This window comes from Protofrankia sp. CiP1_Cm_nod4, assembly GCF_982290645.1.
This window is the reverse complement of record NZ_CEVIVC010000036.1, coordinates 28005-40816: the sequence shown is the minus strand read 5'-3', so window position 1 is coordinate 40816 and position 12812 is coordinate 28005. Positions and strand designations below refer to the sequence as shown.

The window sequence follows — 12812 nt, the reverse complement described above, 5'->3', positions numbered from 1 at the left end:
CCCTCGAGAGCTGGCCGTCACGCGGGGTCCGCGATCTCCCACGAGATCGCGGACGAGAAGCACCCACACCCACACCCCGGCGAAAAATTTGGGGACCCCTACCTCGAGAGCTGGCCGTCACGCGGGGTCCGCTCCGTGGGGGCGCGGGTTCGTCGGAGGCGGGCGCGAGTGCTCGTCCGCGTCCGGACGAGGGCAACGTCAGCCGGTTCGTCCCACGGGTCGATGCGTCTGCTCCTCGGGACGGCTACTGCGCGGGGCGACGGGTGGGCTCGTGCGTTCCGGGGTCGGGACGGCGCCTGGGCCTGGGCTTGCGCTGTGCGGGCTTGCGCTGCGCGGAAGTGGGGCGGTCGGGCTCGACGCGGCCGGAGGCGGGGTGGTCGGGCGCGGGGCCGCTGGCGGTGGCGCGGGCGCGGGCGGGGCCGCGGACGACCACGGTGCCGGCCGCGCGGTCGTGGGTGCCGCGCAGGTCCCGGTCCCAGATGAAGGCGGGGATGGCCAGGGCCAGCAGCACGGTGCGGACCGCGCTCCAGAACCATCCCGCCGGGCGGTGGTCACGCACCCGGACGACCCGGATGCCGATCACGCGCATCCCGATGGTCTGCCCGTTGACCGCGACCAGGACGAGCTCCTCCAGCAGGAAGGCAAGATAGACGGCGAGCCCCCGGGCATTGACGGAGTAGTCCAGCCCGAGCAGCACCGGGACGCCGGCCAGCAGGTTGGCGATGACGGCGTCCATCGCGAACGCGGCCAGCCGGGGACCGGCGCCGACCGCCGAGCCGGGGCCGTCCGCCGGCAGGCCGAGGCGGACACCGGGCGGGGTGTCCCGGGGAAGTTGTGGACCTTCCAGCCAGTTTCCGAGTGCGCGTCCCACGGCGTAAGCCTATGCCCGGCCCCGGGCCCGGCGACCGTCCCGAAAATCCAGTCGCACAGAGTAACAATTTCCTGCCGTGTTACAGTCGCGAAACGACTTCGTCATGTTTGCGGAACCATATGGCGTTACGGTCCGCATCTGGGCATGGCGTATCCTTTCTGTCCACACGGCCATGAAGCTCCCTTGGAGGGTGGATGTTCACAAACGCCGAGGACGTACTCCGCTACATCACGGACCAGAACATCGAATTCGTCGACGTTCGTTTCTGCGACCTTCCTGGGATTCTGCAGCACTTCACGATCCCGGTCGAGGTCTTCTCCGCGTCGGTGTTCACCGACGGCCTGATGTTCGACGGGTCCTCGATACGCGGGTTCCAGGCGATCCACGAGTCCGACATGCTGCTGTTGCCGGATCCGACGACGGCCTTCGTCGATCCGTTCCGTGAGCACCGGACGCTCGCGATAACCTTCTTCATCCATGACCCGATCACCCGGGAGGAGTACTCCCGGGACCCGCGCAACACCGCGAAGAAGGCCGAGGCCTACCTGCGGGGCACCGGTTTTGCGGACACCGCCTACTTCGGCCCGGAGGCGGAGTTCTACATATTCGACGACGTACGCTACGACTACAGCCCATACGGCTCCCTGCACGCCGTGGACTCCATCGAGGCGGCCTGGAACACCGCCCGCAAGGAGGAGGGCGGGAACCTCGGCTACAAGCCCCGGTACAAGGGCGGGTATTTCCCGGTCCCGCCGACCGACCACTTCACCGACCTGCGCTCGGAGATGACCCGGACGCTGATCAGGGCCGGGATCACCGTCGAGATGCAGCACCACGAGGTGGGCACCGCCGGGCAGGCGGAGATAGACATCCGTTACGACACCCTGCTGCGGACCGCCGACAACCTGATGCTCTACAAGTACATCATTCGCAATGTCGCGGTCGCCCGTGGCAAGACCGTGACCTTCATGCCGAAGCCGCTCTTCGAGGACAACGGCTCCGGGATGCACGTCCACCAGAGCCTGTGGCAGGGTGACGAGCCGCTGTTCTACAGCGAGAGCGGCTACGGCGGCCTGTCGGAGCTCGCCCGCTTCTACATCGGCGGGCTGCTGCACCACGCGCCGGCGCTGCTGGCGTTCACCAACCCGACCACGAACTCCTACCGGCGGCTGGTGCCGGGTTACGAGGCACCGGTCAACCTGGTCTATTCGGCGCGTAACCGTTCGGCCAGCTGCCGCATACCGCTCAGCGGCGTCTCGCCCAAGGCGAAGCGGATCGAGTTCCGGGTCCCCGACCCGAGCTGCAACCCGTACCTGGCCTTCGCCGCGATGCTGATGGCCGGCCTGGACGGGATTCGTAACAAGATCGAGCCGCCGGACCCAATCGACAAGGACCTCTACGATCTTCCCCCGGACGAGCTGGCGGCCGTGCCGCAGGTGCCCGGATCGCTGGAGAAGGTGCTCGACGCGCTCGAGGAGGACCACGAGTTCCTGACCGACGGGAACGTCTTCACCCCCGACCTGATCGAGACGTGGATCGACTACAAGCGCAAGAACGAGGTCGACGCGATCCGGCTCCGGCCGCATCCGTACGAGTTCCAGCTCTACTACGACATCTGATCCGCTACGGTATCTGATCCGGTACGGCATCTGACGGGCCGGCGCCCCGGTCCCGGAGCGGATCCCGGGCCGGACGCACGATCCCAGAGGCCCGGCGGGACATCCGGCGGCCGGGGCCGGCGGCGGGGACATCCCGCGCGCCTACCCCGCCCGGCCGGTAATTCGGCCGGCCCGCCGCGGGCGGCCGCCACGGCCGGGCCGCCCGGCGGTGGCGGCGGGGAACAAACACGACCGGAACACCGGCGGCGGGACGTTGGCATGGCCGTTCCGTCGCCGGCCGCCCGGGGGGCGAAAACGGCTCCGGAACACCCGGGAAAACACATTGACCGGAAATACATGATTGATCGGGAATTTACCGTGCCGGAACGGCACGGAAACCGTGCCCGGCGAAGATCCGGACGGACCCTCCTGGCACCCGCGGCCCGGGTCGAAACAATCCGCAGGTGCGCGACGAGAAACTCCGCTACGTGCCATGCCAACCACGGGGAGTACGAGTGAGTTACCAGGCCGAGTACATCTGGATCGACGGCACCAGGCCGGAGCCCCTGATGCGGAGCAAAACCCGCATCATTGCCGACGGTAAGGAACCGGACATCTGGGGCTTCGACGGCTCGAGCACGAACCAGGCGCCGGGATCCAACTCGGACTGCGTCCTGCGGCCCGTGTTCACCTGTCCGGATCCCCTGCGCGGCGGGAAAAACGTCCTGGTGCTGTGCGAGGTCGAACTGACCGATTTCACCCCGCACCCGACCAACACCCGCGCGTTCTGCCGCCAGGCCTACGAGAAGTACGCCGACCAGCAGCCGATGTTCGGTATCGAACAGGAATACACCTTTTTCCAGCAGGGCCGGCCGTTGGGCTGGCCCGAGGTGGGCTATCCGGCCCCCCAGGGCCCCTACTACTGCGGTGTCGGCGGCGAGAAGATGGTCGGCCGGGCGATTGTCGAGAAGCACACGCAGGCGTGCCTCGACGCGGGCCTCGCCATCGAGGGCACCAACGCGGAGGTCATGATGGCCCAGTGGGAGTTCCAGATCGGGGTACTCCCGCCGCCTGCCATCGGCGACCATATATGGGTCGGCCGCTGGCTGCTGCACCGGATCGCCGAGGATTTCGACGTCACCGTGTCGTTCGCGGCGAAACCGATTCCCGGCGACTGGAACGGCGCTGGCGCGCACACCAACTTCTCCACCAGGGCCACCATGGAAAGCTGGGACGCCATCGTCACTGTGTGTGAGGCACTGGGCACCCGCGTCCTGGAGCACGTGAAGAACTACGGGGACGGGATCGAGCAGCGGCTGACCGGTCAGCACGAGACCGCCCCGTACGACAGGTTCTCCTGGGGCGCTTCCGACCGCGGCGCGTCGGTCCGCATCCCGTGGGCGGTGGAGAAGGCCAAGAAGGGCTGGATCGAGGACCGCCGGCCCAACGCCAACATGGACCCCTACCTGGTCACCGGCCTGATCGTCGACACCTGCTGCAGCGCGCTGGCGGGCACCAGGCCCAGCCTGGCCATCCCCGGCCAGAAGGAGCCGGCGGACGCGGTCCTCACCGTCTGAGCCGCCACGGCAGACCCACAGCCACGGCAAGTCCCACAGCGGCTCCCATTGCGGGCCCGCTGTGGGCTCACGGGCTCCCCACGGCGGCCCCTGGCGGCCGGCGGCCCCTGGCGGCCCGCGCGCTGGCCAGCTCCGCGGCAGCCGTGGCAGAACCGCGACGGCTACCCGTCCGCTCCGGCCGGGTAGCCGTTGTCCAGTTCGCGGGCGAACACCGCCTCCACCACCGCGCGGGCGTGCGCGCCACCGCGCCGGTAGTCGCCCACCAGCGTCTCGGCCCTGTCCGCCGGACAGCCGAGCGCGCCGGCGACCTGGGCCAGCGCCCGCGGCTGGCGGGGCAGTACGTCACCGGGACGCCCCCGGACCAGCATGATCGCGTTACGGATACGGGACGCCATGGTCCACGCCTGCGTGAGCGCGGCCGCCTCGGCCGGGTCGAGCAGCCCGGCCGCGGCCGCCGCGCGCAGCCCCGCGAGCGTGGACGTCGTGCGCAGCGCGGGCACCCGGTGGGCGTGCCGCAGCTGCAGCACCTGCACGGCCCACTCCACGTCGGCGAGACCGCCCGGCCCGAGCTTGAGGTGCAGGGTGTGGTCCACGCCGGCGGGGATACGCTCCGCCTCCATCCGGCCGCGTAACCGGACGAGCTCGGCGACCACGCCGGGCCGCAGGGCCGGTGGATAACGGATTCCGTCCACCCACGCGCAGAACCGGGCACCGAGGGCGGTATCCCCCGCGACCGGGCGCGCCCGCAGCAGCGCCTGTGCCTCCCAGCCCTGCGACCAGCGGTTGAAGTACGCGGAGTAGCTGGCGAGGGTGCGGGTCATCGCCCCGGCCCGTCCCTCCGGGCGCAGCTGCGCGTCCAGGACGAGCGGCGGGTCGGTGCCGGCCGGCAGGGCCAGCAGCCGTCGCAGCTCGGCCACCACCGACCCCGCCGCGGCGGAAATCTCACTTTCCGTAAGCGAACCACTGCCGCTGTCGTCCGTCGGCTCGTGGACGAACACGACGTCCGCGTCGCTGCCGTAGGACAGCTCCTCGCCGCCGAGCCGGCCCATCGCGATCACCGCGATCCGGGCCGGGAGCGGCCGGCCGGTCTCCTGCTCGAAGCGGCGCTGCGCGACGAACAGGGCCGCCTCGATCGTCGCGGCGGCGGCGTCCGAGAGGGCCTGGCCCACCGCGGCGACGTCGAGCAGCCCGAGCAGGTCCGCGCAGGCCACCCGGACCAGCTCGACCCGGCGTACCGCGCGGGCCCGTCCGACCGCCTGCTCCCGGGCCGGGTTGCGGCGGGCGATCGCGATCAGCGCCCGGACGAGCTGCTCACGGCCGCTGGGCCGCAGGTCGTCGATGGTGCGCAGCAGCCGCACCGACTCCGGGGCGTGCTGCATCAGGTCAGCGACGTAGGTGCTCGCCGCCAGCAGGCGGGCGAGCCGTTCGGCCGCGCCGCCCTCGTCCCGCAGCAGCCGCAGGTACCAGGGGGTGTGCCCGAGCGCCTCGCTGACCCGGCGGTAGGCGAGCAGGCCGGCGTCGGGGTCGGCGGCGTCGGCGAACCAGTGCAGCATCGCCGGCAGCAGGCGGCGCTGGATCGTCGCGGTCCGGCTGACACCGCTGGTCAGCGCCTCGATGTGACGCAGCGCGCGGCCCGTGTCGGCGAAGCCCAGGGCGGCCAGCCGGTCGCGGGCCTCCGCCGGCGTCAGCCGGACCTCCTCCGCGGACAGCCTGGCCACCGCCTCCAGCAGCGGCTGGTAGAACAGCCGCTCGTGCAGCCGGCGGACGAACCGGGCGACCCGGGCGTGCTCGGCCTCCATCCGCTTGGCGGTGGCGAACCCGAGGGAACGGGCCAGCCAGCGCAGCTCGGCCGGGTCCCGGGGCAGGGTGTGCACCCGGAGCAGGCGCTGGAGCTGGAGGCGGTGCTCGGTGCCGCGCAGGAAGCGGTACGCGTCGGCGAGGCCGGCGGCGTCCCGGCGTCCCACATAGCCGCCGCGGGCGAGCGCGTCGAGCGCGGACAGCGTCGAGACGGCACGCAGCGCCGGGTCGGTCCGGCCGTGCACCAGCTGGAGCAGCTGGACGGCGAACTCGACGTCGCGCAGCCCGCCGGGGCCGAGCTTGAGGTCACGGTCGGCCTCCGCCCTGGGCAGGGAGCGTTCCACCCGGCGGCGCATCGCGCGCACGTCGGCGACGAAACCGGGCCGGGACGCCGCCGACCAGACCAGCGGCCGCACCGCGGCGCACAGCCGCTCCCCCACCGCCCGGTCGCCGGCGACCGGGCGGGCCTTCAGCAGCGCCTGGAACTCCCAGGTCCGCGCCCAGCGCCGGTAGTAGGCGTCGTGGCTGGCCAGGGTCCGCACCAGCGGGCCGTCGCGCCCCTCCGGCCGCAGCGCCACGTCGACCTGGAACAGCGCTCCCTCGCTGGTGACCGTCCCGCAGGCCCGGACCATGCCCACCGCCAGGGAGGTCGCCGTGCCCAGCGCGGCGGTCCGCGCGGCGCTGGTGGTGGCCGGCCGGTCGTCGGCGCCGGGCTCGGCCACGAACAGCACGTCGACGTCGCTGACGTAGTTCAGCTCCCGGCCGCCGCACTTGCCCATGCCGACGACCGCCAGGCGCACCGGCGGCGCCGACGGCGACAGCGCCGAGCGCGCGACCGCGAGCGCCGCGTCCAGCGCGGCCGCGGCCAGGTCGGCCAGCTCCGCGGTGGCGTCGTCGAGGGACACCGCGCCGGTCAGGTCGCGTGCCGCCAGGATCATCAGGGACCGGCGGTAGGCGACCCGTAACGCGTCGAGGATGCCGGTGTTGTCACCGGCGGCCCGGGGCAGGGGCGCGTCCGGGTCCGCCCCGACGGCGCGCAGCAGCCGCGCCCGCGTCAGGCCGGCGTCCGGTGGTGTCCGCGTCAGGTCGTCGTCGGCGAGCACCCGCCAGTCGGTGGGATGCCGGACGAGATGGTCGCCGAGGGCGGCGCTCGCCCCGAGCACCGCCACCAGCCGGGTGCGCAGGCCGGGCCGGGTGCCCAGGGCGGCGAGCAGGTCACGCCCGACGCCGGCCGGCGCGGTCTCCACGATCCGTTCGAGCGCCGCGAGCGCGAGATCGGGGTTGGCGGCCCTGGCGAGCTCCGCCAGCAGTGCGCTGTCGTGAAGATCGCCCACACCGGACGACGTGCCGGCACCAGAGGCACCGGGCGGATGTTCGTCGTCGGGGCCGACCAGGCCGAGCCGGCGGACCGTGACGGCGGACCTGTCCACGTTGGTGAAGCCCATCCGGGCCAGCTGCGCCTGCACGGAGCTGCCCCGGGGGTGCGTGCCGCCGAGGTCGCCAGGCATGCGTGCCTCCCCGGTCCGCCGGGTCGCCCCGGTCTGGGAAAGGTCGCCCACCCGTCCATCCTGGCCCCAGACCGCCCCGTCGGCGTCCGCTCAGCGCAGCCAGGACGTCAGGACGGCCCCGAGGACGATGATCGTGCCGAGGCCGGTGGCCAGCGCGCGCCCCGGGCCGCCCCGTCCGGTGGCGACCGCCGCCCGGGCACCCGCGCCGGCCAGCCGCAGCAGCAGGAAGGCGATACCGGCCGCCGGAAGCGCGAGGATGACGGCGCCCAGCGCGTCCACGATCATGACTGTCGGCTCCCCCGCCCCGGCGGCGTGCGCGACGAGCCCGGCCCGCTCCCGCAGCGCACTCACGGACCGGGCGACCACGCTCGGAGCAATCATGATGATGAGGACGAGGTTGGCGGCCAGCAGCGGGGCCACGACCAGCACCCATACCGTGATCGTCCGTTGCGCCCGGCGGGTGAGCGCCGTCACCCGCGGATCCGGGGCCTGGCCGTGACCCCGCTGCCGGCCCTGGACGCGGGCCCGGTCGGAGGCCCGCTCGGAGGCATGGCCTCGGGCACGGATCCGGTCGTGGTGACGACCGCGGCGTCGGTGCCGTCCTCTGCTGGGGGCCCACCGCCGGCAGCGCTCACGCGTCTGGTACAGCCGGCTGGACAGCACCGGCCCGATCCGGGCGAACAGGTCCGGGACCCCGGCGAGATCGCTCAGAATATAGTATCCGTCCAGCCGGACCACCGGTACGAGCTGCCGGAACGCCTCCAGATGGACGAGCAGGACGACGACGGCGAGCGCGTCCGCGCGGCTGACCGCGTAGGCGGCCCCGAGGCCGACGATGGCGATCGCGTTGAAGTACACCCCGCCGAGGTCGGTGCGCAGCCGGCCGGCGCGGTCCAGCCGGTAGGCGTCGGTGACGTCGGTGTAGAAGGCCGGCCACAGCAGATAGATGCCGCATCCGATCACCCCCGGCCGGCCGCCTCCGTAGTGGCAGGCGGCGGCATGGCCGCATTCGTGGAAGATCATGGACGTGAGCGTGCCGCCGAGGACCGCGAGGACGAGCGCCGGACTGGCCAGCACGTGGTGTATCCGTGCGCCGGCACCGTAACCAGCAGCGGAATCGGTACCGGTCGGGGTGAGCAGCGAGGTGAACAGCCAGGCGTCCACGATGGCCAGGGCGGTCAGGACACCGGTTACGACCATCGGCCGGAACAGCGGCGCGAGCAGGCGCGCGAGCGTGCCCACGGCCGGCTCCGGCACGAGTGTGCGGCGGCCGGCGAGCCCCAGCAGCGGGGTCGCCCGGGGAGCCGCGGTGGCCCCGTGACCGTCCGCGATCACTCCGAGGGGGATCAGTTTCGCCGCCAGCAGGTGCTCGACGTCGCCCGCGCTGACCGCGCGTCCGCTGGCCGTCCGTACCCGCTGCGCTATCGCGGGGATGTCCCGGCTGCCGTCCGCGGCGTCGACGATGTGCCGCAGCAGACCGGTGAGTGTGATGACCTGGCCGTCCCGCCGACGGACCAGGAAGACCTGGCCGCGCAGGCCCGACCCGGTGAACTCACCGAGCATCCGCAGCCCCCCGGCGGCGGCCGGGCGCCGGGGCACGGCCACCGCCGGGACGGCGCTGCCTCCAAGGGTGCCGGCCACCGCCGGGGTGTCGGCGGTGGCCGGCCGCGCCGTCATCGGGCCGGCCGTCGGCGGCGCGCGGGAGAAAAGGGTCGCGCCGCCGTCGGCCGGCCGGAAGGCCACTGGTCGGACACCGGCCCGACGTCCCGTCAGAACTGGACGAAGAAGGCGCCGCCGACGTAGTCGGCCGCCGTGGCGAACAGACCGCCGAAGAGCCCAGCGGCCCAGCCGAGGTCGGTGTAGTCCCAGACGGCCATCGCCGAACGCTCCGGAAGCAGCTCGGCGTGTTCCGCCGCCAGCTCGGCGGCGTCCAGGCCAGTTGTAGTCGTCATCACGTTTCCCTTTCGGATGTCATCGCCCGCTGAACGGCCGATAATGATCGCACCTGTCCGCACGCCTGTTCCGCCGGGCCTGCGCGTTGTTCCACGGAGCTGTTCCACGGAGCTGTTCCGCGGCTGTTCCAGGTGCCTTTTTCATATGTGATGAACCGCAGGCGACCGCACCCGGTGGACGACGGGCACGGAAGCACGGCCGTATGGCCGACACAGTTCGCCGCATACCTCGGCCAGGTCGTCACAGGCCGCTTTTGCGGTCCATCGGGACTGGACTTTAGAGGCCAGAGCGGCGGAGCGCAAGCAACCGGCCACTTCCAGTCGCCATGGGTCCGAATCCGGATTCAGGTAAATCGTTTCACGCTATTTCTCGACGACTGGCCACCAGTTACCCGATATCACCTTTTCAGCGGACCGGGCGGACCCGCGTGGCAGACCTTCCCGGCCCGGCCACGGGACGGTCACGACCGTCCCCGCCCAGGGCCGGCCAGAGGGACGGAGGCCGGCCAGAGAACAGGGCCTGTCACGGAACAGGGCCGGTCAGAGAACGGGCAGGTACCGGTCGATCTCGAACGGCGTGACCTGGCGGCGGTACTCGGCCCACTCGGCCCGCTTGTTCCGCAGGAAGAACTCGAAGAGGTCGGCGCCGAGCGTGTCGCGCACCAGCTCCGACCGCTCCATGGTCGCGATCGCCTCCTCCAGCGTGCCGGGCAGCGCCGTGATGCCCCGCTCGTTGCGCTGCGGCTCGGTCAGGGTCCACACGTCGTCCGCCGCCGGCGGCGGCAGCTCGTACCCCTCCTGGATGCCCCGCAGGCCCGCGGCGAGTATCAACGCGAACGCCAGATAGGGATTGCAGGCGCTGTCCGGCGACCGGAACTCGATCCGGGTCGCGTTCGGCTTGTTCGGCTTGTGCAACGGTATCCGCACCAGGGCGGAACGGTTGTTGTGCCCCCAGCACACATAGGCGGGCGCCTCCAGCACCTCACCGGCACGCTGGTCGCCGACGATCCGTTTGTAGGAGTTCACCCACTGGTTGGTCACCGCGGTGATCTCGGCCGCGTGAACGAGCAGACCGGCGATGAAAGCCTGCGCGACCTTGGAGAGATGATAGGGGTCGGTCGGGTCGTAGAAAGCGTTCCGGTCACCCTCGAAAAGGCTGAGGTGGGTGTGCATGCCCGACCCGGCCTGGTCGCTGTACGGCTTCGGCATGAACGTCGCGTAGATACCCTGCCGCAGCGCGACCTCCTTCACCACCTGACGAAATGTCATGATATTGTCGGCGATCGTCAGGGCGTCGGCGTATCGCAGGTCGATCTCCTGCTGGCCGGGCGCCACCTCGTGGTGGCTGAACTCGACGGAGATACCCAGCCGCTCGAGCACCCCGATGGCCTGCTGCCGGAAATCATGGCTGATGTCGTTCGGCGTGATGTCGAAATACCCGGAGTCGTCGACCGGCGGCGGCACCGGCGCACCGCGCCGCGGCGGCTGCCGCAACAGGAAGAACTCGATCTCGGGATGGGTGTAGAAGGTGAAACCGGCCTCCGCCGCGGTGGCCAGCGTCCGCCGCAGGACCCAGCGGGAATCCGCCGGGGACGGCGCGCCACCCGGCATGACGAGATCGCAGAACATCCGCGCGGTCACCGGGCTGTCCCCGCGCCAGGGCAGCACCTGGAAGGTCGACGGATCCGGCTTGACGAGCATGTCCGCCTCGTGGACCCGGGCGAAGCCCTCGATGGACGACCCGTCGAACCCGATGCCCTCGGCGAGCGCCCCCTCCAGTTCGGCCGGCGCGATCTCGACGGACTTCAGCACGCCGAGGACGTCGGTGAACCACAACCGGATGAACCGGATGTCGCGTTCCTCGAGGGTTCGCAGAACGAACTCCTGCTGCTTGTCCATGGCAGCCTCCGCGCTGAAGAGGGCTGAACGATGTCGGCTCGCCGTCGCGGGCGGGCAGGTGGTCCAAAGAGCACCGATCGGATAGCTCCCAGCCGACCTTAGCGACTGGCCTGTCCGAACGCCCCGGCACGGCATCCCGACAACCAGACCCGTGACGTATTGTCACAGCCGAGTCCGGATTGGCGGCACCCTGGGCCAAAGATGACGCGATCATTCGGCGGCGGGGTGACAGCGGCGGGCCGCGGCCCGTCACGCCGGTGTGGCCAGCGGGTCAGCCGACGGCCGGTATCCCCGCTGTCGGCTGGCCCGCCGGCAGCTCGGCCGTGTCGGGCCCGGAACGCTGGAGGATCCCGCGCAGGACCGTGTCGACCACCCCGGTGATCCGGGAGCCGCTGACGTCACGCAGGTGCCCGGTGTACTGCCAGTAGGCGACGGAGCCGACCAGCATGTCGATGATCATGTCGATGTCGATGTCGGGGCTCAGTTCCCCCGAGACGATGCCGTCACGCAGCAGAGCGGCCACCCGGTCCCGCACCGGTGCCATGACCCGCCGGCGGTAGGCCTCGAACAGATCGGGATGTTCCTCCTTCTCGGCCAGCAGCCTGGGCAGGATGCGACCGGCCAGCGTCTGGATGCTGTGCTTGCGCACGGTGTTCAGCCAGGCGACGAGATCGTCGCGCAGCGACCCGGTCTGTGCCCCGCCCGAGAGATCCGCAAGGGTGCCCAGTGCCTCGACGACCAGGGCGTCCTTGGTCGGCCACCGCCGGTAGACCGTTGCCTTGCCGACCCCGGCCCGCGCCGCGACCGCCTCCATCGACAGCCCGGCGAACCCGTAGTCGGCGAGCGTGTGCAGGGTCGCGCTGATGATCGCTTCGTCCCGGCGGGTGTCGCGGGGACGCCCCGGCGCGCGCATCGGTGGCCGCGCCGGCTCGGGCCCGCGCCGGTCGACAGGTGGGTGGTGCTGCTCGCCGGCCGCCGATCGCGCCGGCCCGGACGCGCATCCGCCCGGCATCGTCACGACGGACGTCCCGCCCCGGCCCCGGCCCGCGGACGGCCGGCCCGGGTACACCTGGTCGAACCCCATGCCGGAGGCCACCGCACGGGCCGTCCCGCGGGCCGTGACCGGCACGCCCCGGGCCCTATCGAGGGCCGTGCCGGCAACGGTGGCGAGGGCGGCGTCGAGAGCCGTCGGCGGCGCCACGCCGGATACCGCGACAGGCCCGGCATCGGGTCCGGCATCGGGTTCGGCATCGGGTTCGACACAGCGCGCCCGCTCACCCGCGGCCACTGCCGTCCACCTCTGTGGTTCCTGCTGTGCCCCATAGGTCCCGTCCGCCGAAGTTGTGTCCCGACCGTCGGATGGCGCCCCCTACATCCAAGATCGAAGCCTACGGTGAGCCAGGCCACGACGCATCTGTTTCCGCCCCGGTGGCAGCATGGAGGGGACGCCGGGACGCGCCAGCGCCCGGACGGACCAACAGGAGATCGCATGAACAGGACAGCGGAAGTCTGTTCCGCCGCGCCCACCGCCGCGGCCGGGGAAGCGACGACGCTGTACGGCGCGTCGACGGCACCGGGCAGCTCAGCGGGAGGATCAGGATCAGGGCCGG

The 12812-nt window shown here is 71.8% G+C and carries 8 protein-coding genes; 2 read left to right on the top strand and 6 right to left on the bottom strand.

The genetic code is table 11. From position 1 onward, the window contains the following. Positions 1-244: 244 nt before the first annotated feature. Positions 245-871, bottom strand: coding sequence for an RDD family protein (locus AC5LSR_RS09540; RefSeq protein WP_250281821.1), 627 nt, complete (start codon positions 869-871; stop codon positions 245-247). A gap of 194 nt (positions 872-1065) precedes the next feature. Here AC5LSR_RS09540 and glnA point away from each other — a divergent pair, with 194 nt between their 5' ends. Together glnA and glnII are read left to right on the top strand one after the other, a co-directional pair. Next, positions 1066-2490 carry a type I glutamate--ammonia ligase gene (glnA, locus tag AC5LSR_RS09535; protein ID WP_250281823.1) on the top strand — a complete coding sequence of 475 codons (1425 nt, stop codon included), beginning with the start codon at positions 1066-1068 and terminating at the stop codon, positions 2488-2490. A gap of 494 nt (positions 2491-2984) precedes the next feature. Beyond that, positions 2985-4046 (top strand): glutamine synthetase GlnII, encoded by a 1062-nt coding sequence (gene glnII / locus AC5LSR_RS09530; protein ID WP_250281824.1) that lies wholly within the window; start codon positions 2985-2987, stop codon positions 4044-4046. Positions 4047-4207: 161 nt separating this feature from the next. Here the strand turns inward: glnII and AC5LSR_RS09525 are convergent, their stop codons facing one another. The 5 genes from AC5LSR_RS09525 to AC5LSR_RS09505 form a co-directional block, all read right to left on the bottom strand. Beyond that, positions 4208-7351, bottom strand: a complete 3144-nt coding sequence (locus AC5LSR_RS09525) for a bifunctional [glutamine synthetase] adenylyltransferase/[glutamine synthetase]-adenylyl-L-tyrosine phosphorylase (RefSeq protein WP_250281854.1) — start codon at positions 7349-7351, stop codon at positions 4208-4210. 90 nt (positions 7352-7441) lie between these two features. Further along, complete coding sequence (locus AC5LSR_RS09520; RefSeq protein ID WP_493468362.1) at positions 7442-9028, bottom strand: hypothetical protein; 1587 nt, start codon at positions 9026-9028, stop codon at positions 7442-7444. A gap of 92 nt (positions 9029-9120) precedes the next feature. Further along, complete coding sequence (locus tag AC5LSR_RS09515) at positions 9121-9303, bottom strand: hypothetical protein (RefSeq protein ID WP_250281826.1); 183 nt, start codon at positions 9301-9303, stop codon at positions 9121-9123. 540 nt (positions 9304-9843) lie between these two features. After that, positions 9844-11202 carry a glutamine synthetase family protein gene (locus AC5LSR_RS09510; RefSeq protein WP_250281827.1) on the bottom strand — a complete coding sequence of 453 codons (1359 nt, stop codon included), beginning with the start codon at positions 11200-11202 and terminating at the stop codon, positions 9844-9846. Between the two features lie 271 nt (positions 11203-11473). Then, complete coding sequence (locus tag AC5LSR_RS09505; protein WP_250281829.1) at positions 11474-12403, bottom strand: TetR/AcrR family transcriptional regulator; 930 nt, start codon at positions 12401-12403, stop codon at positions 11474-11476. Positions 12404-12812: the final 409 nt, after the last annotated feature.

What these genes read in the sequence shown, in the direction of transcription:
- glnA (WP_250281823.1), top strand. Translation starts at nt 1,066, where the DNA reads ATGTTCACAAACGCCGAGGACGTACTCCGCTACATCACGGACCAGAAC.
- AC5LSR_RS09525 (WP_250281854.1), bottom strand. Translation starts at nt 7,351, where the DNA reads ATGCCTGGCGACCTCGGCGGCACGCACCCCCGGGGCAGCTCCGTGCAG.
- AC5LSR_RS09520 (WP_493468362.1), bottom strand. Translation starts at nt 9,028, where the DNA reads ATGACGGCGCGGCCGGCCACCGCCGACACCCCGGCGGTGGCCGGCACC.
- AC5LSR_RS09515 (WP_250281826.1), bottom strand. Translation starts at nt 9,303, where the DNA reads ATGACGACTACAACTGGCCTGGACGCCGCCGAGCTGGCGGCGGAACAC.
- AC5LSR_RS09510 (WP_250281827.1), bottom strand. Translation starts at nt 11,202, where the DNA reads ATGGACAAGCAGCAGGAGTTCGTTCTGCGAACCCTCGAGGAACGCGAC.